We start from the raw sequence: 25,729 nt of genomic DNA, 5'->3' as shown, positions 1-25,729 counted from the left end.
ATGGTATTCACGGGCTTGGACGCCACGGGGCCACGGACATGCACCGCGGCCCGTTCACGGGTGCCCGCCCGGTTGCACCGCGGGCGTCCATTGGAGGGGTCCCACTGGTGCCAACCGCGCCCCCAGGCTCGGGGTGCGCAGCGTACGTCCCTGTTTGTCGAGGACCTCGAGGTGTTCCTCGAGCTTCCCGAGGAGCTGGCCGGTGCTCAGGTCCACCAGGGCGCCCTGGATGTAGACGAGGTTCCCCGCGGCCATGATTCCATAGCCCTCCACCGGGCCGAGCTCCCGCTTCTCTCCGGTGGCGACGTCCAGGAACCACAGCCGCTTGGGGGCGCCGGCCTCGGACTCCTGGACCACCAGGGCGCGAGTTCCCTCGGTGTAGTTCACCTCTCCTGGCACGGGCACCGGGTGCACGGTGCGCGTCTCCAGGTCCACCAGGCTCTGGTTCACGACGGGAGCGGCGGGGGAGACGGGGTACAGACGGGTGGGGTCCGAGGAGAGCTCGTTGCGCCGGTGGGGCGGCTCGACGGCCAGCCCGAGCGGCTGGTGCACCCGGGCGCCGTGCAGCTCGAGCGCGTTGCCTCGCGCGGTGCAGGTCACCAGGAGCTGCTGGTGCTCGAGGTCCACGTGGATGGGCCGCGCGCCGCAGCCCGCGGGGACCCACTCGGTGCGCTGGCCCGCGGCGTCCTCGACGAACAGCTCGCCCTGCTCACCCTGGCGCAGCGCGAGGTCTCCCACGGGCAGGAGCATGTCGCCCGCCGGCACGAGCGGGCCTCCACTCACCCGGCCCAGGACGAAGGAGGGCTTGTCTCCGGTATAGCCGTACTGGCTGGCCGAGAGGATGGGACCCCGGCAACCCCGGGGCGAGAGCGAGGTCTTCAGCTTGGGCCAGGTCAGTTGTCCATCACCATCGGTGTCCTGCGTGAGCACACCGAACATCACCCACCGGCCCCCCGGGTCGAGCGTGGCCTCGCCCAGTACACCGGGGCCGTGTTGCACCTCCCGCCGGCTCCCATCCGCCAGGTTGACGAGGAAGGCCGTGGCCTTCTTGTCCGGCCCGGTCAGCACCACCAGGAGCAGGTGCTTGCCATCCCGCGAGAAGGACACGGGCAGGGCCGAGCGGGGGGCTTTGCCCTCGGGGAAGGTGCCCGGTGCGGCCAGCTCGGTGTCGGCGCGCGTGTACGTGTCGAGCAGCCGGAGCGAACCGCCGCGGACCACCACGAGGTAGCGGTCGGTGGGATCCGCGGTGAGGAAGTCGTCGAGCCGCTCGCCTTCACCCGGGTCGAGGAACAGGTAGGGCGCGAGCGCGTCCCCGCGGGTGTCTCCGTGCTGGCCGTAGCGGACCTCGAGCTTCCCATCGCCATTCGTGTCCTCGCGTGCCTGGCAGGCGACCACCCAGCGCCCGTCCGTGGCGGCGGCCTGGAGGACGATGGGGTGGGCCGTGCCGATGGGCCCCGCTTCGCGCTGGAGGCCGGTCGGGGCGGCTGACGCCGTGGGTTCGGGAGTGGAAGGGGTCGAGGCTCTCTGCGCCGCGCAGGCGGGCAGGAGGAGGGCGGAGGCGAGCAGCGCGCGGAAGTTCATGGGGGTGGGAAATTGATGGGAGAGGTGTCTCGTACGCAAGCCTTCACTTCACTGCACGGGTCTTCCCCGTGGCTCAGGGGGAATGGAGACTGCGGGCCGTGAATCTTCGTTCCCTTTTGTCCTGTGCCGCCCTGCTCCTGGTTCCCGCGTGTGCTCCGCGCACGGGGGTCGTGCCGGCGGCCTCCTCGTCCGCCATGGCCTCCACTCCCGCCGATGCCGAGTACACCCGCTTCGCTCGCGAGTACCTCGACTGGTACTACGCCGCCCATCCCATCCGCTCGACGAACCTGGGCCTGCACGCGTACGACGCGCGGCTGCCGGAGCTGTCGGCCGAGGCCATCCAACGAAAGACAGGGGTGCTGAACGGGTGGCTGGCGCGGCTGGAGCGGTTGGACCGCGCGGCGCTCACCGGGGATGCCGTGTTCGACGTGCGCATCCTGGAGAACGCCATCCGCGCGGAGCTGTTCGAGCTGGAGGAGTCACGAGACTGGCAGCGCGACCCGATGCTCTACACCCGGACCATCGCGACGGGCCTCTCGTCGCTGTCGGAGCGCGAGTTCGCTCCGGTGGAGGAGCGGGTGCGCAGCCTGATGGCGCGGATGGAGGGGATTGGCTCGGTGGTGGCGGCGGCGAAGGCGAACCTGCGCGATGTGCCGAGGCCGTGGGCCGAGCAGGCCCTGCTCGACGCGCGCGGCACGGTGGGCTTCCTGCGCGCGGACCTGCCGAAGGCGCTGGAGGCACAGGGACTGGGGCAGGTGGACGCGGCGCTGCGGCGGTCGTTCTCCGCCGCGCTGGCGCGGACCACGGCCGAGGTGGAGGGGTTCGTGCGGTGGCAGGAGAAGGAGCTGCTGCCGAAGGCGAAGGGGGACTTCCGGCTGGGGAGGGAGCGCTTCGAGAAGAAGCTCGCGTTGGAGGAGCACGTGGCGCTGACGGTCGAGCAGCTGCGTGACATCAACGAGCGGACCATCCGCGAGTACCAGGCGAAGGTGGCGGCGGAGGCGGCGCGGGTGGATGCGTCGAAGCCGCCCGGGGAGGTGATGGACGCACTGGTGCACGACCATCCCTCGGCCGAGGAGCTGATTCCCACGGCGCGCAAGCAACTGGAGGAGTGCCAGCGCTTCGTGAGGGAGAGGGGCCTGTTGACGCTGCCGTCGGAGCGGCTGCCGACGGTGCGCGAGACGCCGGCGTACTCGCGGATTGGCTTCGCGTCGATGGACACGCCGGGGCCGTTCGAGACGCGGGCGACGGAGGCCTTCTACAACATCACCAACGTCGAGCCGGGGTGGACGGAGGAGCAGAAGGCGCAGCACCTGACGTACTTCAACCGCGCGGGGCTGCTGGGCATCACGGTGCACGAGGGAATCCCGGGCCACTTCGTGCAATTGCTGTACGGGGCCCAGATTCCCACCGAGGTGCGCAAGGTGTTCACGCCCGCGTCGTTGGTGGAGGGCTGGGCGCACTACGTGGAGCAGATGATGGTGGACGAGGGCTTCGGAGGGGGAGACCCGTCAGTGCGGTTGGGGCAGCTGCGGCGGGCGTTGCAGCGGCATGCGCGGTGGCACGCGGGCCTGGCGATGCATGCCTTTGGCGAGTCGGTGGAGGGGGCGGCGAAGCGGTACGTGGAGATCGCCTACTTCGAGCCCTTCCCGGCGCTGCGCGAGGTGCAGCGGGGCACGTTCAACCCGACGTATCTCTATTACGCGTTGGGACGGATGCAGATCCTGAAGCTGCGCGAGGACTACAAGCGCTATCTGGAGGCACGCGGGCAGACGTTCACGTTGCGCGACTTCCACGACCGGTTCCTGAAGCTGGGGCTGCCGGTGTCGCTCGCGCGTCAGGCCTTGATGCCGGGGGACACCGGAGCGTCGCTGGAGTAGGCGCGGGATTCACTCCCAGGTCCAACGCTCGGGGCTCCACTTCTCCCCGCCGCCACCGAGGATGGGGTCGAGGAAGGCGCTCGCGGCGCGGTGGACGTCCGCGAGCGTGGGCCAGGGGAGCCCGTGATCTTGCGCCATGCGAGCGTACCGGTCGGTCCAGGAGGTCAGGGGCGGTGGCATGGATCCAGGCAGTTGATGCGTGCCGCGGAATGCGAACGTCCTTTCGAGCGCCGCACGTAGAATCTCGCGATTGAAGCGTCCGGTCTGGGCAAGCAAGGCGATATCCGGGAGGTCCTTGACCCGGGAGTTCTCGAGCTCACGCGGAAGCGTGTAGGCGTGCAGTTTCTCGGCGACGTGTGTCTCACGAGGGTAGACGCGGAGTCGCGAGCGCGGGATGTCCGCGAAGGAGAGAAGATCACTTCCTTCGAGCTGCTCCACCTCTCCTGTCAACGTGTCACCGAAGCCAGCATCGACTCCGAATGGATCTCCATAGCGCTTGCCCGCCAGTCGTGCTTCGACCTGGAAGCGGCGGCCCTCGTAGATGATCCCTTCGCCCGCGATGGTGTCACCGCCTGGAGCGAGGTTCACCTCGAAGAAGAGGTGGTCTCCCTCGTCTTGCCGGCCCGCGGAGCGGAGCTGTTCGAGCAGGGCGCGCGGGCTTCCCATGCAGCGCAGGTCCACGTCCTTGGTTGCGCGAGCCCGGCTGAGACGCAACTCAAGAACGACACCTCCTTTGAGGATGGCGCTCTCACCCAGGATCGCGAACACTCGCACGAGAAATCGCTCGAAGATGAGTCGCTGGCGCAGCCGGTTCATGCTGACGCCCTGCTGTGTCGCGGCTTTCCGCAAGCGGGCTTCGAGCGCTTGCTTGAATGCATCGGGCGTAGCGTATCGCCTTGAACTCACGCACGGAGTCTACCTGAAAAGTCAGCTCCTTCAAAGAATGGGGACAACCTGTCTCGTAGTTCGTCGGGAGCCGCGAGACCCCGTTGTTGGATCTGCCTGTAGGCGGAGTGAATGAACTCGGGAAGAACCGCCGCGGTTACACAATCCACGAGCGTACGAAGAGGTGAGGTGGCGGGTACTCCTCCTGCCCAGGTCAGGTCTTGCCCCGTTACGTCCGCGTAGTACACGCGAACCCTGGGAGGGACTCGCAGCCGCCGACGCGACCAGGCCGCCGGCAGGGTGAGGTGGTACATCGCTGGCATGGCATCCGAGAGCTGGTGCAGGGAGAGCGCTGTCTCATGGCTGAAGGCGCCAGCTCGCTCGCTCCACAACCACAGGATGATGAGATCCTCGTTCTCTCCAGCCGGGTAATGCGTCAGGCGGTAGATGCCACGCCGTGCCCGCTGCAGGCGTCCCTGCTTCACGTGATGGGTCAGGAGCGGCAGGGAATAGCCCGCCTCCTGCGCCTGCTGGGTGGTGACGTAGCCACCCTGGCCCGCGGCGACTTCGTAGAGCCGCCCCCAATTCGGTGGATCCACGCGAACGACCTGCATGCACGAATGTTAAATGCGGTTGAACATTCGTGCAACGGTGTGATGGACACCGCTCAGGGGGTGGCCAGCTGGGCATCCAGGAAGGCCCAGCGTTGGGAGATCCACTGGCGGATGTACTCCACCTCTTCGTCGAAGGTCGTGAAGTCCGTGCGCGACGACCAGAGCGGGAAGCCCCGGTACTGCGCCATCCACCGGGCTTCGTCTCGCCGCGCGCTCGGGCCGATCTCCTGGGCCAGCGCGTCGAGCCGTGCATGCAGCAGTGGCACCGCGAGCTCCTGGGTGAGCGCGGCCCGGAGGCGAGCCTTCAATGGACCGGAGAAGGCCGGCTCGGCCAGCAGGCGCCGGAACATCTCGTTGTCCTGCCCCACGTCCAGCGCCGCCGTCGGCCGCAGCCGCTGGGTCTTCCACGTCTGCCCGAACGTCCCATCCAGGTCCCACGGGATGTACCGCCATGGGCCACCGCTCGGGTCGTGGTAGTGGTGCGCGTTCTTCACGTCCGCGTCGAGCGCCACCAGCAGGGTGACGAAGGCCCACCAGTCCTCGTAGTCCCGCTGGCGGAAGAGCACGGGGCCCTGCGTGCGGAATGCCTCGTCGCTCGCGGTCGCCACGAAGGCGACGAACGCGTCCAGATCGTCGAAGGCGCCCGGCTCACCCTCCGGCGGCTGCCCGTCCTTCTTCTCGAAGCCCACGTGCAGGTGCGGCTTGGGCCGGCCGAACTGATCCACCAGGCGGAAGTTGGCCCCGCCCGTCTCCGCCTTGTAGAGGTTGCCCTCCTCGCTCAGCCCGTTCGCCTTCATGTGCCGCGCGTTGACGTGGTCCGCCACCGTGTAGAGGCCGTAGTAGGCCCCGTCCAGGAACACCACCACGCTGAAGGTCCTCACCGGGATGGCTTCGGGTGAGAGCCGGCTCCACAGCTCGAAACCCAGCCGCGAGCGCAGATAGGAGTTGTCGTTGAAGGTGTTCACCAGCACCAGTGAGCGCCGCTCCGTGAACCCTCCTCCCAACGCGGGCTCGTTGAACGGGTCCCCCGCGGCGAACTTCACGGTGTAGCTGTTCTTCGGGAAGCTCAGCGAGCTGCTCCCGCGCAGCTTCGCTTGCGCCGTATACGTGTGCCCTCGATACGTGATGCTCACGGGCGAGTAGGTGTCCGGATTGAGCTCCGTGCCGCCTGCGAGGTGGAACACCGGCAGTCCGTACTCCTCGGTGTAGCGGGTGACGTCTTTTAGTGGCTCGTTGCTCGGATCCTTCCAGTTGTCCGCCACCCCCACCTTCAATCGCCCGACCTCCTTCTTCGGCCCCTCCAGCTCGAGCTCGTACACCCCGGCCTGATCCAGCCGTGGCCTCCAACTCAGGGTCGCCGTCTTCTTGTCGTAGTGGGCGCCGGATGGCAGCTCCTTCAGGTGGAAGTCCTTGCCTTCCAGCGGGAGGCCCGTGGCGCACGACACGCGCACCTCGAGCAGCTCTCCCTCCTCGAGCCAGTAGGGGCCTCCCGCGGTCGGGCGGCAGGGGGGCTTGGGCCTGTCGTCACCGCCAGGGGGCTCCTCGCTCCGGGAGCGCTCGACGCTCGGGGCACCGTCTGGGAGGCGCGGTTCAGCCAGGGGGCCCCCCCGCTCACCGCCGTCACACCCCAACAGACACACCAGAAGGAGGGTGCTCACCCAGCCTGGTTCCCTCGCTCGAGTCATGACTTCCTCCGAGGCGCGGGAGATGGTGGCGATGCGCCGTGCGCACAAGCCACCTCGGAAGGCGGCGAGCCCGTGTCCTTGCTCACAACCTCATGGACTGGAGGACGAGTGCGCCGGGGCTACCGGTCGGGCTGACCTGGCTGCTCCAGCAGCCAATCGACGAAGGTGCGAGCCGCCGGCCGCAGCCGCCGATGCGCTGGATACACCACGTAGTAGCCGAAGCGCGCCGGCATGGTCGGCCCGGGGAGCCGCACGAGGCTGCCGTCGGCGAAGTAGGGCGCGATGATCTGCTCGCGCGCGAGCACCGCGCCCAGGCCATGCACCGCGGCCATCAGCGCATCGGTGGTGTCGCTGAAGCTATGACGCTCGTCGAGCCGTGCGCCGCGCACGCCCGCGGCGCGGAACCAGTCCTGCCAGCCCTGGAGCGCGAGGTCCGAGACCAGCGGCAGCTTCGCGATGTCGGCCGCTTCGTGGATGCCCTCGATGCCAGCCAACGCGGGTGAGGCCACCGGGAACAGTGCGTCGTCCATCAGGTGGTGCGCGGTCAATCCCGGCCAATGGCCCTGGCCATAGCGGATGCCGAGGTCGGGGCCGCCTTCGTCGAAGCGAGTCAGCACCACTTCGGTGTCGATGCTGAGACGGATGTGCGGATGCGCGGCGGTGAACCGCGGCAGGCGCGGCAGCAGCCAGGTGTAGGTCAGCGAGTGCAGGGTGGTGATGCGCACGCGGTCGTGCTCGTCGCGAGTGGTGCGCAGCCCGCGCAGGACGACGTCCATATCGGCCAGCGCGCTGCTGGCGGCATCGGCGAGCCGGCGACCTTCGGCCGTCAGCGACACGCCACGTGCGTGCCGCTGGAACAGCGCGACGCCGAGCTGTGCTTCCAGCTTGCGCACGTGGTGGCTGACCGCGCTGGCGGTCAGGTGCAGCTCTTCCGCCGCGTGGGCGAAGTTCTGGTGGCGGGCAGCGGATTCGAACGCCGCCAGGGCCGGGAGCCAGTCCGTGGGCAGGGTCATGGCGAGCCTCAAATCATACTTGTGGCTGACCTCAAAAGGATGCGCTTGTGACCCGGGCCTGGATGGCGACAATGGAAGTCAGACAACAACCTCGCTGTTGTCACGGTGTGACGCCTGACCGCCGCCTTTCCTCTCTTCCAAGGACCCGGCAACCGCCATGAGCTCTCCCGCGCTCGCTCGTACGACCTCCCCTTCCTCCCTCGCAGGAGCGTGGCTCACGCCGCTCGAGCTGGGCCTGCTCGGCGCCATCTGGGGCGCGTCCTTCATGTTCATGCGCATCGCCGCCAGGGACTTCGGCGCGCTGCCCCTGGTCGAGCTCCGGCTCGCACTGGGAGCGCTCGTGCTGATGCCCTTCCTGTGGCGCGCGCGCTCGGCCTTCAGTCCGAAGCTGTGGCCGAAGCTGGCGCTGATCGGCGCGATCAACTCCGCGGTGCCCTTCGCGTTGTTCGCCTGGGCGGCGCAGCGCGCACCGGCGGGCATCGGAGCGATCACCAACAGCATGGCGGTGCTGTTCACCGCACTGGTGGCGTTCCTGTTCTACGGCGAGCGCATTGGCAAGCGGCGTGCGGTGGCGCTGTTCGCGGGCTTCGCCGGCGTGGTGGTGCTGGCCAGTGGCAAGGTCGGGGGCGCGAGCATCGGCTGGGCGGTAGCGGCGGGCACGACGGCCGCGTTCCTGTACGGCATTGGCGCGAACATGGTGCGACGTCATCTCACCGGCCTGCCGGCTGGCGCGGTCGCCGCGGCCACGCTGTCATGCGCGGCATTGCTGATGCTGCCGTTCGCGGTCGCCACCTGGCCGTCGCATCCCATCCCGGTGGTGTCGTGGTTGTCGGCCGCGGCGCTCGGCGTCATCTGCTCCGGCATCGCGTACACCTTGTACTACCGCCTCATCCAGCGCGTCGGCGCGGCACGCGCGGTCACCGTCACCTACCTCGTGCCGCTGTTCGGCGTGGCCTGGGGCTGGCTGATGCTGGGCGAGCCGCTGACGGGCACCCTGTTGATCTCCGGCTCGCTGATCCTGGGAAGCGTGGCGCTGAGTCAGCGGAAGCCGGCGTAGGGGGAGGCCGTTCACGGACGGACTGGAGGACTCTCTCCGCGAGCCGGCGAGGCGTTCTCGCCGGCAGCTCCGGAAGCGCTGGTGGAGTGTCCATGAAGTCTTTGGACAGAGTCCGAGGGCCCGTGGATGTCCCCTCTCCCTCTGGGAGAGGGCTAGGGTGAGGGTCTTCCCCCTGGAGCGCATGACCCCGGTTGCGTGCCGTGATGCAAGCCGGGGCGAGGAACACGAGGGTGACGACCCTCACCCCCCGCCCTCTCCCAGAGGGAGAGGGAGCATGCGCAACCCTAGGGCATGAGGCCGAAGACGGACAGGCTGACCGTATACCCGGTGGGGTCCGCCTGGATGTTCTCGTTGCCCGTCACGGTGGCGACACCGATGGGGCTCATGGCCACGTCCCAACCCGACTGGTGGTAGAGGCCGACTCCCCGTGCCCGGACGGGCGTCCCGTTGGCCCGATAGAGGCCCAGCACTCCGTCATTTCCGCTCACTCCCACCTGCTCGGGGAAGGGCAGGGACCGGGAGCACGAGGACGCGAGCACCGCCACCTGTCCCGCCCGGGCGCTCACCGCCTTGGCCCAGCACCCCATGCGCTGGAGCCACGTCTCGCTACCCGAGCCGGTGTACGCCACCACCAGCCCATCGCCAAAGATGCTGGTCGCCGGGTAGCGCACCCCCTTGAAGACGATGTCCAACGAGTACGCGCCCACCGCCACGACCTGGTCGTTGTCCACGTCCACCTCCCAGAACTCGCCATAGGCCTCCGGGTACTCCCGGAACCACCGGTGCGGCCCGTTGCTGGCGAACTTGGAGATGAAGGGACGGATGTATTCCGATTCGGAGAAGACATAGCGGCCCCCCACGACCACGACGCCATTGTCCGCCGTGACGGCGAGGTCCTGGACGACGACCAGATCGCCTTTCCCTCCGATGGCTCGCGAGAAGACGTACTCGCCGAGCGCGTCGAACTTGGCGATGAAGCCCTGGGTCCTGTCATTGACCTCCCAGAGCGGGCCGCCGCCGATGTTGCACCCCTTGCTGACGGAACCCCCGAACCAGACGGCACCTTGGGAGTCGGTCGTCACCGACGACACCGTGGCGCTGTCACACAGGGGCTTCTGCCAGAGGAGGGCGCCGGAGGCGGAAAACTTCGCCACGAAGGCCCGGGTCCCCAGCGGTCCGCCGCCCAGGTCCAGCGAGGGGTCCGCGCTGCCCACGATGAAGACGTTCCCCCAGAAGTCGGTGGTCATGTCGAAGTCACCGTCCAACAGGGCCGTGAAGTCGCGCCGCCACCGCTGTTGCCCCGTGGAGCTGAACGACAGGAGCGACATCGTGTCGCTCCCTTCGCTCTGGAAGGTCGCCAGGACAGTGGAGTTGCCCTGGCGATCCACCGCCACCGCGGAAGCCCGGCGATTGCCCCGGTACCGCAGCCCCGGTTCGAGGTAGCTCCAGGCGCTCGAGCCTGGATCCACGACGGGCAACACCGCCCCTTCGGCTCGAACGGGAGCCGCTTCGGCCTCCAGCTCCGGTGAGGTGCCACAAGCGAGAAGTGCAACGGCCGACAATCCAACCAGGCAGCCAAACGGTTTCACGATCATCCTCCACGACAAGACTGAACGAAGCTGATCGTTGGAGGTCATCGCGACAAGGTGTGATGCGCTCGGGCGTATTCCTTGACTCGCCGCCTGCTCGCATCACAGTGCCGCGCGTGTCACGGCGAGAGTGGAGGGTTGGAGTCAGCGCCGCGGCTGCCCTGTTCCTGGCGGCCTGCGCTTCGGTACGGACGCGGCCCGAGCAGGGCCCGCTCGATGTGGCCCAGGTCTACCTGGGCTCGTGGGCCGAGGGCGACCTCGCCGCACTGCGGCGCGTGGTGGTCGAGCCGCCGGCCAACCTCGAGGAGCAGCACCAACGCTTCCGCGACGACTTGCGCATCATCTCCTCGCGCTTCGAGCTCGGCCGCGTCGAGCGTGAGGCGGAGAGTGCCCGGGTCACCTTCCGCGCCATCCACGTGCTGCGCGGGTTGGGCGAGTGGGAGGTGGACGGCACGCTGCACTTCGTGCGCCGCGAGGAGCGCTGGTGGGTGCGCTGGTCTCCGGCGGTGCTGCATCCCGAGGCGCGCGAGGGCGACCGGTTCTCCCGTACGAGGACGCGCCCGCAGCGGGCCGACATCCTCGATGGACACGGACAGCCCCTCACCCGCGAGGGCGAGGTCATCACCATCGGGGTCGAGCCCCGGCGCATCCAGAGTCGTGCCGCCGTCGCCTCGGCGCTCCAGGCTCAGCTGGGGGTGGACCCGGCGCGGCTGGAGAAGGTGCTGAGCACGCCGGGCCTGTCACCCGAGCACTTCGTGCCCATCATCGACGTGCGGCCCGAGCGCTACCAGCAGGTGCGCCCGGCGCTGGCGCCCGTGCCCGGCATCTTCTTTCGCCGCAAGAGCGGTGTCCGGCTCTCTCCGGCGGAGGGCTTCGCGGCGCACACGCTGGGCCGGGTGGGCGAGGTGACGGCGGAACTGCTCGAGCAACTGGGTCCGACCTACCAGCGGGGGGACGTCGTGGGCCTCTCCGGGTTGGAGCTGGCGTATGAGGTGCAGCTCGCGGGACTGCCCTCTGGCGAGGTGCGCCTCACCCGTCCGTCCGGCGAGTTGCGCGTCCTTGGCCGTTTCGAGGGCCTGCCGGCCACGGCGCTGTACACCACGCTGCTCCCGGAGGTGCAGTCGGCCGCGGAGGCCGCGCTCGAGGGCGTGGTCCAGCCAGCGGCGCTCGTCGCGGTGGACTCCAGCACGGGCGCCATCCTGGCCGTCGCCAGCCGGCCGCTCGATCAGCCCTTGAACCGGGCCCTCACTGGCCGCTATCCGCCCGGCTCGACGTTCAAGGTCGTCACGGCGGAAGCGCTGCTCGCCGGAGGCATGGGCGTGAACGCCCCGGTGACGTGCCCGCCCGCGGCGACGGCGGGCGGCAAGCAGTTCCGCAACTTCGAGGGCGAGGCGTTCGGGGAGACGCGCCTGCGCACGGTCTTCGCCCACTCGTGCAACACCGCCTTCGTGCTGCTGTCCGATGCGCTCGGGGCGGACGCGCTCGGGGCCGCGGCCCGCCGCTTCGGCTTCGACGTGGAGTACCGCGTGGGGCTTCCGTCTCCCGGTGCCTCGTTTCCTCTTCCCCGGGACAAGGCCGAGCTGGCGGCGGCCGCCATCGGACAGGGGCGGGTGTTGGCCACGCCGCTGCACATGGCCTCGGTCGCCGCGGCGGCCGAGTCGGGCCGGTGGCGCGCGCCCTTCCTCGTGGCGGACGTCATCGATGCTCCGAGCGCCTCGCTGGCCGCTGGCACCCGAGGGCCCCTGCAGGCGCTGATGCGCGCCGTCGTCACCGAGGGGTCGGGCCGAGCGGGCGCGAGTGTGACGGGGCTCGCCGGCAAGACGGGCACCGCCGAATTCGGGAGCGGCACCCCGCTGCCCACGCACGCGTGGTTCATCGGGTTTCGCAACGGCATCGGCTTCGCCGTCCTGGTGGAGGGCGGCGGTGTGGGAGGCCGCGTCGCCGCGCCCATCGCCGCGAAGTTCGCCGCGGCCTTGTGATGTCGGGTCACCCTGGGGCGGGGTTGCGCCGCTGGCCCTTGGCCAGGGAAAGGGGGAACAAGGCTCGGTGGTGGATGTTGGGGTAATACGCGGCGAGATGGAGCTCGCCCCCCACCCGCACCCAGGCCCGTCTGGCCGGCTCGGCCTGCGCCCTCAACCAGGCGTCGGCCTCTTCGCGAGTCTCGAATGAGGCGACGGCAACGGGGCTCTCTTCCTGTTCGAGCTCGGAGAGGTACCACTCGAGAGCACGGTTGCGCGGCAATCGGCGAAGGTTCGTTTCGCGCTCATGAACGACATCATGGTACGCGTTCGCGATGAGCACGTTGGCGGGGTCGGGTGGATGGGAGTGGCTCTCGAGCCAGGCTTCCGCGTCCTCCAACGTGTCGAACGAGGCCACGACGAAGGGCGGAGCGTTGGCCGCGACATGCTCCTGAAAGGCAGCGAAAGCACCCTGCTGTCCCGTTGATTCGATGTAGCGAATCGCGTCGAGGATGGCCTGGCACTGAGCTGCCTCCTCGGTGGATTCGGGCTCATCGCGAAGCTGCTCGAAGAAGCGCTTCGTCCTGTCCATGCGCTCGCTCAGCTCCGTGGCGTCACCTCTCGGTGGGGGGCGGCGGGAGTCGGGACTCTTGAAGAAGTCCTCGAAGCCGTAGCGCTGGCCCGTGGCGAAGATGAAATCCAGAGCGTCTCGTGCCAGGCCAAGGATTCGCGCCTGTTCGGGGAGTTGGTCCGGACTCCAACGCTTCCCAATCACGGGGTGCGCGTTCGCGAGATCAGCAAGGCTCGTCATGGTTCCACCAGCGCGAATTCGTGCGCGGAGGGGACACGTCCTTGAGAGGCAGTCTGTGCCTGGGATTCTCCATCCTGTCAACGCACCAGTGCGAGCCCTCCCGGCTTCAAAGTTCAAGAGCGCGGAGGCGTCCCGGGTCGTAGATAGTGTCGCGGAAAGGATTGCCCATGACGACCCTCGACGACCTCTTCCCATCGGACGAACAAATTCCCGCCAGCGTGCGGCTCCCCGCCTATCTCGAGCAGCGAGAGTACCTCGTCGGTGGCGAGCTGTTGACCTGGGCCGGTGAGCTCAACCCGGTGCAGAGCCCCGTCTTCATGAAGACGCCCCGGGGCCACGAGCCCAAGGTGATTGGCGCCACGCCCCTTCTCACCTCCAAGGAGTCCCTCGCCGCGCTGGATGCCGCCGTGCGGGCCTATGACAACGGTCGCGGCGTCTGGCCCTCCATGCGCGTCGCCGAGCGCATCGAGCACGTCGAGCGCTTCCTCGTCGCCATGCGCGCCCAGCGCACCGCCGTGGTCAACCTCCTCATGTGGGAGATCGGCAAGACCCAGGCCGACTCCGAGAAGGAGTTCGACCGCACCGTCGACCTCATCGTCGAGACCATCCGCGCCCTCAAGGAGCTCGACCGCACCTCGTCCCGCTTCGTTCAGGAGCAGGGCATCATGGCGCAGATCCGCCGGGCTCCCATCGGCGTGGCCCTGTGCATGGGCCCCTACAACTACCCCCTCAACGAGACCTTCAGCACCCTCTTCCCCGCCCTCCTCATGGGCAACGCCGTCGTCTTCAAGCCGGCCAAGTTCGGCGTGCTGCTCATCCGCCCGCTGCTGGAGGCCTTCCGCGACAGCTTCCCGCCCGGCGTCATCAACATCATCTACGGCCGGGGCCGCGAGACCGTCGGCGCGCTGATGGAGAGCGGCAAGGTCGACGTCTTCGCCTTCATCGGCACCAACAAGGGCGCCAGCGAGCTCAAGCGCATGCACCCCCGGCCCCATCGCCTCAAGGCCGTGCTCGGGCTCGATGCGAAGAACCCCGGCATCATCCTCGAGGACGCCGACCTCGACAACGCCGTGAAGGAGTGCATCACCGGCACGCTGTCCTTCAACGGCCAGCGGTGCACCGCCCTCAAGCTGCTCATGGTGCACCGGAGCATCGTCGGGCAGTTCCTCGAGCGCTTCTCCGCCGCGGTGGACAAGCTCAAGCCCGGCATGCCCTGGGACCCCGGTGTCGCCATCACCCCCCTGCCCGAGCCGGGCAAGACGGCGTACCTGCAGGGCCTCGTCGACGACGCCGTGGCCAAGGGCGCCCGCGTCGTCAACAAGCTCGGTGGGAAGACGCACCAGTCCTTCTACTCGCCCGCCGTGGTGTACCCGGTGACGCGCGACATGCGCCTCGCCACCGAGGAGCAGTTCGGCCCCGTGGTGCCGGTGATGGTGTTCGACAATGACGAGGAGGTCGTTCGCTTCGTCGTCGACTCCAACTTCGGCCAGCAGCTGAGCATCTTCGGACAGGACTCGGCGCGCATCGGGAAGCTCATCGACGCGTTCGCCAACCAGGTGGGCCGCATCAACCTCAACTGCCAGTGCCAGCGCGGGCCGGACACCTTCCCCTTCAATGGCCGCAAGGACTCCGCCGAGGGCACGCTGTCCGTGGCGGATGCGCTCCGCGTGTTCTCCATCCGCACCCTCGTCGCGGCGAAGACGACGAAGGAGAACACCACCCTGGTGCAGTCCATCCTCACCCGCCGGGAGTCGGACTTCCTCACCACCGACTTCCTCTTCTAGCCCTTCCGTTCATCCGCTGGCGGCCCGGCGCGGGGCAGCTCCACCCGCACCGTGGTCCCGGCTCCGACGGTGCTCTCCACCCGCACCGTGCCGCCCAGCGCGGTGACGAGCTCCCGGACCAGGTGCAGCCCCAATCCGAGGCCGCCATAGGAGCGGACCGACACCGCCCGCTCGAAGCGCTCGAAGATGTGGGGCAGGCGGTCGGGGGCGATGCCGATTCCCTGGTCCCGGACACAGAACCACGCGGTGCCTCCCTCCGCTCCCGCCGCCAGCTCGATGGGTCTTCCCGCGCCGAACTTGATGGCGTTGGAGAGCAGGTTGACCAGCACCTGCGCCAGCCTCGCCGCGTCCCACCTCCCGACCAGCGGCCCCTGGACGTGCAACACCAGGGGGCTCGCCGCCCGCTCCAGCGGCTCGCGCAGCCGCTCGGCCACGCCCTGGATGACCCCGGCGAGGTCCACCTGCTCCAGCTCGAGCTCCAACTCTCCCGACTGGATGCGAGACACATCCAGCATCTCCTCGATGAGCCGCGCCAGCTTGAGGGTCTGCTGGTTGATGGTGCGCATGGCACGCAAGGAGCGCTCTGGCAGTCCCGGCGGGACGTGCCTCATGAGTCCCTGGACCATCAAGCGCAGCGAGGTGAGCGGCGTCTTGAGCTCGTGCGAGGCCACGCTGAGGAACTCGTCTCGCAAGAGGATGGCCTCCTGTGAGTCGCTGTACAGCCGTGCGTTGTCGATGCACACGGCGACCCGTCGCGCGAACTCCTGCGCGAGGCGCAGATCCGCGTCGCGATACCGGCGGCCGGGTGCGCCCGAGACGAAGCTGATGGCCCCCAGGGTCCTTCCCCTCGAGATGAGGGGCACGTGCATGACCGACTTCGCACCGATGATCCGCATTCCCTCGACGTAGTCGGGGCCAAAGCCATGCTCCTGGAACGTGGTGTCGGAGAGCACCGGACGCAGAATGGCCTGTCCCGTGCGCAGCACGCGGGCCAGGGCGGCCGGGGAGTTCCAGTCGGCCGGGTAGCGCGCCAGCAGCGCACGCAGGGTGACCTCCTTCTCGGGGTCCACGTGGGTCATCGCCACCTGGCGCAGCCGCTCTCCCTTTTCGATCATGGTGACGGTGCACCAGTCGGCGAGGAAGGGCACCACCAGACGTGTCGCCTTGGACAGCATCCGCTCCGGGTCCAGCGACTCGGCCAGCGTCAGGCCCGCCTCGGCCAGGAAGCGCACGGCCTCCTCGGCCCGCCTTCGCTCCTGCACCTCCACCTTCAGCTGCTCGAAGAGCTGGCTGTTCTCCAGCGAGATGGCGATCTCCGTGGACAGGGTGCGCAGCACGCCGACGCGCTCGGGCGTGAAGGCGCGGGTGGCCAGGTCGTTCTCCAGGTAGAGCACCCCGACGGTCCGCGTCTGGCGTTGGATGGGCACGGCCAGGGCGGACTTCACCGTGCGCCGGATGACGTAGGGGTCGCCGACGAAGCGGCCCTGGTGGGCGGCATCCGCCAGGACGAGCGTGTCGCCCGTGCGATAGGCGTGCTCCACCACCGTGGCCGGAACCTGGTCCGAGGACGACAGCGCCGCGCGCTCCAGGCTGATGGGCTCCGGGATGGCTCCCACGGCACGCACCATGAGGGCGCCCGCCTCGTCCAGCACGAGCGCGCCGCGCGTGGCGCCCGCCGCCTCGAAGCACACGGCCATCAGCTTCTCGAGCAGGCGGTCCAGCACCACCTCGCCCACGAGCGTCTCGGAGGCCTTGAGCAGACTGAGCAGGTCGAGGGAGGCCCCCGCCGGCATCCCGCTCCCGGGCGCCGCGGCGGGCGCGCCCCACGCCCTGCCTCCCACCGGCTCGAGGTCGGAGAACTCCTCCTCCAGCAGTGACACCTTCGCCGTCGCGCCCCAGCGAGCGTAGACCTCCAGTGCCGTTCGCAGGTGAAGCGCGGCGAAGCGCTTGCGGCCCAGCGAATGGTAGAAGCGCCCGGCCAGCTCGTTCGCGAGCGCCTCGTCCTGGAGGAAGCCCTCGGCATGGGCTCCGTCGATGGCGGCGTCGTAGAGCTCCATCGCCTCCAGGTGCCGTCCCTCGAGGCGGGCCCCCTCGGCCCGGAGGAGCTGGCTCTTGTGGCGGAAGTTCTCCGGGCACTCCTCCGCCCAGGCGTCGAACTGGTGCTGATGGGCGGCCAGCCGGGCCATCACCTCGCTCCGCTCCTGGGGCGTGGCGCCGCCGTGGGCCGCCAGGGTCAGGGCCGTGTAGAAGTTGCAATCCACCAGGGCGATGAAACCCCGGACGTGCCCGAGGTACGGCACCACCGCCCGGGATGCCCGCAGGGCCTCCTCCAGGTCGCCCAGCAGGTACGACACCTGGGTGCGCAACAGGTAGAACATGAAGAGGGTGGCGGGCGTCGTCTGGTCCGAGCCGATCACCGACCGCTCCTGGAAGTCGTCGTCGTCGAAGCGCGCGGGCTGGTGGGTACGCCCCTGAAGCGCGCGGATGGCCTGCCGGCGGACGAGGACCGCATCGCTCGCCACCTGCACGCCACTCTTCTTGAGGAAGGACAGCCAGGTGTCGATGGAGCTCAGCACGCGGTTGAACTCGGTGCCCAGCGAGAGCTCGGTGGTGATGGCGGTGGTGAGCGAGTAGGCGGCGAACTGCAGGTCTCCGCTGGCGAGCCCCGTGGCCAGGGCCCGGCGCAGCAGCGGAATGCTCGTGCGCAGCGGGGCCCTCCAGTGGTTGACCTGAAGCACGAGCGCGATGAGTGCCCGGCACTCCTGGCGCGGGTCTCCCTGCCGCCGCGCCAGCGCCACCGCCATGTTGGCGAAGGCGTAGGCGGCCGCATACCGCTGCTGGATGGCCAGCATCGCGCCGTGACACGAGTACACCACGGGCGACCAGGGCGTGTTGCCATGCTTCAACGACAGGTTGAGCGCGCGGGTAATGATCAGCGCGAAGAGGTTCGGATCCGCCAGGAGGGCGGCGGAGACGATCTCCGACAGCAGCCGCACGCACGCGAGCCGCTCGGGGTCCTCCATCCTGGGCGCCTCCAGGAGCTCCTCCACCGAGCGGCCCCTCATGTTCTCCTCCACCTGCGCCAGCTCGAGCGCGAGCGCCTGGGGGATGTCCCGCTCCGGCAGCTCCATGCCGAACAGCCGCAGCCCCTCGCGGCCCCACTGGAGCGCCTCCTGGTAGTTGGCGTGCACCAGGCGGGCGAGGATCTGGATGACGTAGAGGTCCACCTTCTCCAGGTGGGAGGGGGCGTACGCCAGGGCGGTGCGCACCAGCTTCCCGGACAGCTCCGGGTCGCTCGCGAAGTAGGCGCACTCCGCCGCCTCCTTGTGCAGGTGGAAGACCTGCTCGCGGCGCTCGGGCCATTGCTCCCGGGGGAGGAGCGCGATGGCGCGCATCAGGTACACCAGGGCGGCCCCGAAGGCGGCGGCGGCCTTGGCCTTGAGACCCGCCTGATGGTTGAGCCCGGCCAGCTCGAGCCGCTCCTCCAGTCCACTCACCCGCTCCAGGCCCAGGTGGAGGTGGTCCACGATGGCGAAGAGCCGCTCGTCGAGCAGGTTTCCGGAAGAGGAGCGCAGCAGCCGGCGCCCCGCCTCGTGGTGGAGCCGTGTGCGTTGCTCCTCGGAGAGCAGCGAGTACGCGGCCTGCCGGACCCGGTCATGCGCGAAGCGGTACGTCGCGTCCTGGAGGGGGGACTCCGAGGCCGTCCCGGGGCCGTCGGCGCGGGGATGCCGGGAGCCCTCCTTCTCCGGCAGGAGCAGCCCTTCACTCAGGATGCTCCACAGCGCGGAGGCCGCATCGCCGTGGCGGTCCCCCACCAGGTCCGAGAGCAACCACAGCTCCACGCGGTCCCCCAGGCACGCGGCGACCTCGAGGACGTACTGGGCGTGCTCGGGGAGCCGGCGGATGGCGGCGATCATCAGCTCCACCACGTTCTCCGTCACCTCCACCTGCTCGATGCGGGCCAGGTCCCACCGCCAGGCGCTCTCCTCGAGGTCGAAGACGAGCAGGCCGGACTGGTGGAGGAAGCGCAGCAGCCGGTGGACGAAGAGCGGGTTGCCGGCCGTCTTGCGCAACACGAGGTCGGCGAGGGGACGGGTGCGCTCGGGGGGTTGGAGGAAGGTGTCGCCGCACAGCGCGGTGAGGGCCGGTGCGTCCAGGGGCGGAATCCGAAGCGTCTGGAAGCGCATCGCTCCGGATGCGCGGATGGCGTCCAGGGCCGCGCGGAGGGGATGGTTGGCTTCGACCTCCTCGGCCCGGTAGGCACCGATGAACAGCAGGTGACGCGACTCCGGGTCCATGGCCAGGCTCTTGAGCAGCTGGAGCGAGCCGGGATCCACCCATTGCAGGTCGTCCAGGAAGAGCACGAGCACGTGCTCGTCGGAAGTGAGGGCCTGGATGAAGGACTGGAAGACGAGGTGCAGGCGGGCCGCCACCTCCACCGGCTCGAGCCGGGCGGGCGCGGGTTGCTCGCCCAGGAGCTTCTCCAGCTCCGGAACGATGTCGACGATGACGCGGGCGTTGGCGCCCAGTGCCGACAGCAGCCGGTCCCGCCAGTCGTCCCGGATCGCCGGGGGCTCTTCCCCCAGCGCATGGAGCAGCTCGTTGAAGGCCTCCACGAAGGCCGAGTAGGGCACGTTGCCCCGGAGCTGGTTGAACTTGCCCTGGAGGAAGTGGGCTCCGCGCCCCAGCCGCCCGCGCAGCTCCTGGACGAGCGCCGACTTGCCGATGCCGGCGGCCCCCTCCAGGATGACTCCCTCGCTGGCGCCGCGGCGCACCCGCTCCAGGGCCTCGCCCAGCTCCGCCTGCTCGCGCTCGCGGCCGTAGAGCCGCTCGGGAAGGGAGAGCTGCCGGGCCAGGTCGAGCCGGCCCAGCTCGAAGGAGTCCAGGGCGCCCGAGGACTTCCGGCGCCGGGCTTCGTGGAGGTCGGCCAGGAGGGCCTCGGCGCTCTGGTAGCGCTGCTCGGGCATCTTCGCGAGCAGCTTCAGCACGACGTCCGAGAGCAGCTTGGGGACGGCGGGGTTGGCGAAGGCCGGGGGGACGGGCGGCCTGGCCAGGTGGGCGTGCACCAGCTCCACGGGGTCCGTCGAGACGAAGGGCGGCAGACCGGTGAGCATCTCGTAGAAGGTCGCGCCCAGGGAGTAGAGGTCGGCGCGGTGGTCGATGGGGCGGTTCATCCGCCCGGTCTGTTCGGGCGCGACGTAGGGCAGGGCCCACTGGAGCTCCGCGGGTGCATCGCCCGGAGGCGCGAGCCCCGCGACCTTCGTGGACAGGTCGAAGTCGACGAGGGTGAGGTGTTTGCTGCCAGCGTCCACCACCAGGTTGGTGGGATTGATGTCGCGGTGGATGACGTGCTGGCGGTGGAGGCTCTCGATGATGCCGGCCAGTTGAACGGCGAGCTCCAGGAAGACATCCACGGTCACCGGCTTGCGGTGCAGCCACTCCTGGAGATTCAGGGGGCCGGCATCCTTCAAGACGAGCGCTGGCAGACTCGCCGCGTCCTCTTCCAGCGCGACGGGCCTGGCCACGCCAGGCACCTGTTCGTGGAGGGAGCGCAGCATGGAGAATTCGTGGTGCAGCATCGCGCTGCTGCTGGAGGCCAGCGGGCCGACGCGGACCTTCTTGAGCACCAGGGGCTCGCCGTCCTGCTTCCGTCCTCGCAGCACGACGTAGCGGCGCCCGCGGTAGATTTCCCGCATCCCCCCATTGCTGACTGCCTCGAGCATCGCGGACTCCTCGCTTGGGCGGGAGGCACTCCGACGGACGATACATCCTCCTGGTTGCCTGCCGTGAGACATGTCCAGGCCGCGAAACCCCCTGATGCGACTCCTCGCCTTACTGAACATCTGGCCGGAGCCATTCCGAGGCACGTCGGTCGGAAGGCCGGCGGAGGATGGAGGCAAGCGCCAGCCGAAATGCCCTCGAGGGCTGGAGTGGCTCCAGGTGCTGAACGAGAATACCGGGTGACTCCTGACTTTCGGGAGTGGGGGGCTGGTCCGGCGAGTACCGAACCTGGGATGATTCGTCCACGCGCTACCGCCCAACCCCCGGGGGTTTCCCATGCGAACGCAGCTGTGGACCGTCGTCCTTCTCGGAGCGTGCTGGCTCCTTCCGGGGTGCGAGCAGCGGCAGGAGACGGCCTCCCCGGAGGGCACCGCCGCCCAGACACCGGGGGCGCGGAGCGTGGTGGGTGGCAAGCTCCTGCTCGCGAGCCCTGCCCGGGCCATCCCGGACCGCTACATCGTCGTCCTCGAGGGCGGGAAGGGCCTGACGGGCACCCCGGCGGAGACCCGCGGGAGCATCACGGCGCTGGCCGGGGCGCATGGCGCCGGGGTGCGGCGCATGTACACCCACGCGCTGAAGGGCTTCACGGCCACGATGTCGGAGGAGGCCGCGCGGCGCATGAGCGCGGACCCGCGCGTGCGCTACATCGAGCAGGAGCGCCTCTTCCGCCAGTCGGGCACGCAGAACGATGCCATCTGGGGCCTGGACCGCATCGACCAGAGGAGTCTGCCGCTCAACGGCACCTACTCCTACGAGTACACGGGCGCCGGAGTGCACGCGTACATCGTCGACACCGGTGTGCTCTCCACGCACGTGGAGTTCACGGGCCGGATGCGCCCCGGCTTCGACGCCATCGGGGACGGTTTGGAGACGGAGGACTGCCGCGGGCATGGCACCCACGTGGCCGGCACCGTGGGCGGCAGCACGGTGGGCGTGGCCAAGGAGGTGTTGCTCCACCCGGTGCGCGTCCTCAACTGTGAAGGGGAGGGGACGCTGGAGCAGGTGCTCGCGGGCATCGATTGGATCGCCGCCCATCACGAGACGCCAGCGGTGGCCAACCTGAGCCTGGGAGGCGAGGCGACGCAGGCCCTGGATGACGCGGTGGAGGCCACCATCGCGGCGGGCGTCACCTTCGTGGTCGCCGCGGGCAACGATGGCTGGGATGCGTGCTCCACGTCGCCCGCTCGCGCGCCGCGAGCCATCACCGTCGGCGCGACGGACGACGCCGACACCCGGGCCTGGTTCTCCAACTATGGCTCCTGCGTGGACCTCTTCGCCCCGGGCCAGGGCATCCTCTCGGCCTGGTTCACGGGCGACACGGACATGGAGTTCGGTGACGGCACCTCCATGGCCACGCCCCATGTCGCCGGTGCCGTCGCCCTCTATCTGGAGGGGCACCCCACGGCGGCGCCGCAGGAGGTCACCGAGGAGATCCTCGCCCGCTCCAGCCCCAATCGTGTCATCGAGCCCGGTCTGGGCTCTCCGAACCGGCTGCTGCACTCGGCCTGCATGGGGAAGAACGACGCGGTGCGCCCGCAGGCCCTGCTCACCGCGCCCGCGGACGGCGCCACGCTCCGGGGCGATGTGACCCTCACCGCCACGGCCTCCGATGACGTGGGCGTCACCCGGGTGGACTTCTATGTCGACGGCCAGTTCGTCGGCTCCGACACCACCACGCCCTACGCGTTCGTCTGGGACAGCAGGGAGCACAACAACGGTGGGGCCACCTTCACCGCGCGGGCCTTCGACAGTGGCTGCAACAGCGCGGCCAGCTCCGTCACGGTGACGCTCGACAACCCGGGCATCGCCAGTTTCGACCCGGTGCTGGGCGTCCCTCGCTGCGCCAGCCCGAGCAGCCAGTGCGACTCGATGGAGCTGCTCGCCGGCCGGGGCGCCACCTTCGGTCCCGAGCAGAACCAGCCCAACACCCTGGGCGGCACCTGCGCGGACGGGGAGGGGAGTCTCTACGGGGTGTATCAGTTCGACCCCTCGCTGGAGCGGCTCAAGGTCGTGCGGGTGGATGGGACGCCCTTCGCCACCGGCAAGGAGGTGACGCTCGAGGCCAGCTTCTGGGCGAGCCTCGAGCCCGCCGGCGAGCGGCTGGACCTGTACTACGCGGCGGATGCGAACGCGCCGTCCTGGACGTACCTCGCCACCCTGGCCCCGTTCTCCAGCGGCTACCAGACGCTCTCGGCCACGTACCTGCTCCCCTCGGGCTCCCTGCAGGCCGTCCGCGGCGTCTACCGGAGCTATGGCATTCCCTCGGCCTGTTCCGCGGGCGAGATGGACGACCACGATGACCTGGTGTTCCCCGTCGTGGGCACGGACGTGGACACCACTCCGCCCTCCGCGTCCCTGACCGCCCCGGCCTCCGGCGCCACCGTGAAGGGCACCGTCACCCTCTCGGCCTCCGCCTCCGACAACTTCGGCGTGGCCCGCGTCGACTTCTACGACGACTCCACCCTGCTGGGCTCCGATTCCTCCCCGCCCTTCTCCCTCTCCTGGGACACCCGCTCCGTTCCCAATGGCGCCCACTCCCTGTCCGTCGTCGCCTTCGATGCCGTGGGACTCGCCTCTTCCGCCGCCTCCGCCGTGGCCGTCACCGTCAACAACGACCGGACCGCCCCCACGGTGTCCCTCACCGCCCCGGTCTCCGGCGCCACCATCTCCGGCACCCTGACCCTCACCGCCTCCGCCTCCGACAACGTGGGCGTCACCAAGGTGGAGTTCTATGAGGACTCCACCCTGCTGGGCTCCGACACCTCCTCCCCCTATTCCTATTCGTGGAACAGCCGTAATGGCGCCAACGGCCCGCGTACCCTCACCGCGAGGGCCCTCGACGCCGCGGGCAACAGCGCCACCTCGGCCGCCGTCACCGTCACCGCCGACAACGACTTCACTCCGCCCTCCGCCACCCTCACCGCTCCCGTCGAAGGCGCCACCCTCACCGGCACCGTCACCCTCTCCGCCACCGCCAGCGATGACAGGGCCATGTCCAAGGTGGAGTTCCTCATCGGCACCTCCGTCGTCTGCACCGACTCCTCGGTTCCCTACTCGTGCAGCTACAACACCCGGAATCTCGCCAATGGCTCCCGTCTCATCACCGCCAGGGCCCATGACGCCGCCGGGAACACCTCCCTCTCCACCATCGTCAACGTCGTCTTCGACAACGACCTGACGGCGCCCACCTCCTCCATCACCTCTCCTTCCGAGGGCGCCATCCTCCACGGCACCGTCCTCATCGAGGCCACCGCCAGCGATGACCGGGGCACCGTCTCCAAGGTCGAGTTCTATCTGGGCTCCACGCTGCTGGGCTCCGACACCACCGCGCCCTACTCCTTCTCCTGGGACACCACCACCCGCGCCAACGGCGCCTATCTCCTCAAGACGCGCGCCTACGACCCCACGGGCAACTCCGCCTACAGCGCCAACGTCTCCGTCACCCTCCTTCAGCTCGGCACCGCCGAGTACGACGCCACGCTCGGCGTGCCCCGGTGCTCGGCGGTGACGCACCGCTGCGACACCACGACCCTGGTGAAGGGCCGTGCCAATCTCGGCCCCGAGCCCCACCAGCCCAACACCCTGGGCGGCTCCTGCCCGGATGGCACCAGTGGCACCTTCCACTCCAGTCCTTCCATCGACCAGATCCTGATCTCGCGAGTGGATGGAACGCCCTTCGCCGCCGGCAAGGAAGTGAAGGTCGACGTCACCGTCTGGACGGGCGTGTCGAGCAATGAGCGGCTGGACCTGTTCTACGCCGCGGATGCGAACGCGCCCTCGTGGACATACCTCACGACCCTGGCGCCTACCGGCTCGGGCGCTCGGGTCCTGTCGACCACGTATCTGCTCCCCTCGGGCTCCCTGCAGGCCTTGCGCGCCGTCTACCGGAGCGGAGGGAGTACCTCCGAGTGCTCGGTGGGCACGCTGAACGACCATGATGACCTGGTGTTCCCCGTGGGCTCGGACGCGGATATCACTCCGCCTTCCGTCTCCCTCACCGCTCCGGCCGCTGGCGCCACCCTCTCCGGCACCGTCACCCTCTCGGCCTCCGCCTCCGACAACTTCGGCGTGGCTCGCGTCGACTTCTACGACGGCTCCACGCTGCTGGGCTCCGACAACACCGCCCCCTTCTCCTTCTCCTGGGACACCCGCTCCGTCTCCAATGGTGCCCACTCGCTGTCCGTCGTCGCCTCCGACGCCGCGGGTCTCTCCACGACCTCCGCCGTGGCCGTCACCGTCAGCAATGACCTGATCTCCCCCACGGTGTCCCTCACCGCTCCGGCCGCTGGCGCCACCGTCTCCGGCACCCTGACCCTCTCGGCCTCCGCCTCCGACAACGTGGGCGTCACCAAGGTGGAGTTCTACGACGGCTCCACGCTGCTGGGCTCCGACTCCTCCTCGCCCTACTCCTTCTCCTGGAACAGCCGCAATGGCGCCAACGGCCCGCGCACCCTCACCGCGAGGGCCCTGGATGCCGCGGGCAACAGCACGACCTCGGCCGCCATCACTGTCACCGCCGACAACGACTTCACTCCGCCTTCCGTCTCCCTCACCGCTCCGGCCGAAGGTGCCACCCTCACCGGCACCGTCACCTTCTCCGCCACCGCCAGCGATGACAGGGCCATGTCCAAAGTGGAGATCCTCGTCGGTACCTCCGTCGGCTGTACCGACACTTCGGCCCCCTACTCGTGCAGCTACAACACCCGCAATCTCTCCAGCGGCGCTCGTGTCCTCACCGCCAGGGCCTATGACGCCGCCGGGAACATCACCCTCTCCTCCGCCGTCAACGTCGTCTTCGACAACGACCTGGCGGCGCCCACCTCCTCCATCACCTCGCCCTCCGCCGGTGCCATCCTCAAGGGCACGGTCCTCGTCGAGGCCACCGCCAACGATGACCGGGGCACCGTCTCCAAGGTCGAGCTCTACCTGGGCTCCACGTTGCTGGGCACCGTCACCACCGCGCCCTACTCCTTCTCCTGGGACACCACCACCCGCGCCAATGGCTCCTATCTCCTCAAGACGCGCGCCTACGACCCCACGGGCAACTACGCCAACAGCGCCAACGTCTCCGTCACCGTGAGCAATTGAGAGCTT

The 25,729-nt window shown here is 69.2% G+C and carries 13 protein-coding genes; 5 read left to right on the top strand and 8 right to left on the bottom strand.

Annotated elements, in window-relative coordinates; genetic code table 11:
• Positions 1 to 54: 54 nt before the first annotated feature.
• Positions 55 to 1,581, bottom strand: a complete 1,527-nt coding sequence (locus JRI60_RS50730) for a hypothetical protein (RefSeq protein WP_204229500.1) — start codon at positions 1,579 to 1,581, stop codon at positions 55 to 57.
• Between the two features lie 98 nt (positions 1,582 to 1,679).
• Here JRI60_RS50730 and JRI60_RS50725 point away from each other — a divergent pair, with 98 nt between their 5' ends.
• Positions 1,680 to 3,458, top strand: a complete 1,779-nt coding sequence (locus JRI60_RS50725; RefSeq protein WP_239470211.1) for a DUF885 domain-containing protein — start codon at positions 1,680 to 1,682, stop codon at positions 3,456 to 3,458.
• Between the two features lie 9 nt (positions 3,459 to 3,467).
• Here the strand turns inward: JRI60_RS50725 and JRI60_RS50720 are convergent, their stop codons facing one another.
• The 4 genes from JRI60_RS50720 to JRI60_RS50705 form a co-directional block, all read right to left on the bottom strand.
• Entirely contained in the window at positions 3,468 to 4,274 is an 807-nt protein-coding gene (locus JRI60_RS50720; protein WP_239470210.1) for a nucleotidyl transferase AbiEii/AbiGii toxin family protein, read from the bottom strand.
• 86 nt (positions 4,275 to 4,360) lie between these two features.
• Positions 4,361 to 4,957, bottom strand: coding sequence for a type IV toxin-antitoxin system AbiEi family antitoxin domain-containing protein (locus JRI60_RS50715; RefSeq protein ID WP_204223338.1), 597 nt, complete (start codon positions 4,955 to 4,957; stop codon positions 4,361 to 4,363).
• Between the two features lie 53 nt (positions 4,958 to 5,010).
• Positions 5,011 to 6,141 carry a CotH kinase family protein gene (locus JRI60_RS50710; protein ID WP_204223337.1) on the bottom strand — a complete coding sequence of 377 codons (1,131 nt, stop codon included), beginning with the start codon at positions 6,139 to 6,141 and terminating at the stop codon, positions 5,011 to 5,013.
• 620 nt (positions 6,142 to 6,761) lie between these two features.
• The gene (locus JRI60_RS50705) at positions 6,762 to 7,655 is read right to left on the bottom strand and encodes a LysR substrate-binding domain-containing protein (RefSeq protein WP_204223336.1); all 894 of its coding nucleotides are present in this window, start codon (positions 7,653 to 7,655) and stop codon (positions 6,762 to 6,764) included.
• Between the two features lie 157 nt (positions 7,656 to 7,812).
• On the opposite strand from JRI60_RS50705, the gene JRI60_RS50700 reads away from it, so the two are divergent.
• A complete protein-coding gene (locus tag JRI60_RS50700) occupies positions 7,813 to 8,712 on the top strand; it encodes a DMT family transporter (protein WP_204223335.1) in 900 nt (299 codons plus the stop codon).
• Between the two features lie 284 nt (positions 8,713 to 8,996).
• Here the strand turns inward: JRI60_RS50700 and JRI60_RS50695 are convergent, their stop codons facing one another.
• Complete coding sequence (locus JRI60_RS50695; protein WP_204223334.1) at positions 8,997 to 10,301, bottom strand: hypothetical protein; 1,305 nt, start codon at positions 10,299 to 10,301, stop codon at positions 8,997 to 8,999.
• A 62-nt stretch (positions 10,302 to 10,363) separates the two neighbouring features.
• On the opposite strand from JRI60_RS50695, the gene JRI60_RS50690 reads away from it, so the two are divergent.
• Positions 10,364 to 12,280: a penicillin-binding transpeptidase domain-containing protein gene (locus JRI60_RS50690; RefSeq protein WP_204223333.1), complete on the top strand. Its 1,917-nt coding sequence runs from the start codon at positions 10,364 to 10,366 to the stop codon at positions 12,278 to 12,280.
• Between the two features lie 7 nt (positions 12,281 to 12,287).
• On the opposite strand, the gene JRI60_RS50685 is transcribed toward JRI60_RS50690, so the two are convergent.
• Positions 12,288 to 13,070, bottom strand: a complete 783-nt coding sequence (locus tag JRI60_RS50685) for a hypothetical protein (RefSeq protein ID WP_204223332.1) — start codon at positions 13,068 to 13,070, stop codon at positions 12,288 to 12,290.
• 167 nt (positions 13,071 to 13,237) lie between these two features.
• On the opposite strand from JRI60_RS50685, the gene JRI60_RS50680 reads away from it, so the two are divergent.
• Positions 13,238 to 14,854, top strand: a complete 1,617-nt coding sequence (locus JRI60_RS50680; RefSeq protein WP_204223331.1) for an NADP-dependent glyceraldehyde-3-phosphate dehydrogenase — start codon at positions 13,238 to 13,240, stop codon at positions 14,852 to 14,854.
• On the opposite strand, the gene JRI60_RS54910 is transcribed toward JRI60_RS50680, so the two are convergent.
• Entirely contained in the window at positions 14,851 to 20,577 is a 5,727-nt protein-coding gene (locus JRI60_RS54910) for an AAA family ATPase (RefSeq protein WP_204223330.1), read from the bottom strand. The two genes, JRI60_RS50680 and JRI60_RS54910, sit on opposite strands and share 4 nt — an antisense overlap.
• A 334-nt stretch (positions 20,578 to 20,911) precedes the next feature.
• Between JRI60_RS54910 and JRI60_RS54195 the strand changes: the two genes are divergently transcribed.
• Entirely contained in the window at positions 20,912 to 25,723 is a 4,812-nt protein-coding gene (locus tag JRI60_RS54195) for an Ig-like domain-containing protein (protein WP_239470209.1), read from the top strand.
• Positions 25,724 to 25,729 lie beyond the last annotated feature (6 nt).

This window comes from Archangium violaceum (assembly GCF_016887565.1).
GTDB lineage: Bacteria > Myxococcota > Myxococcia > Myxococcales > Myxococcaceae > Archangium > Archangium violaceum_B.
This window is presented reverse-complemented; position numbering and strand designations above follow the sequence as displayed.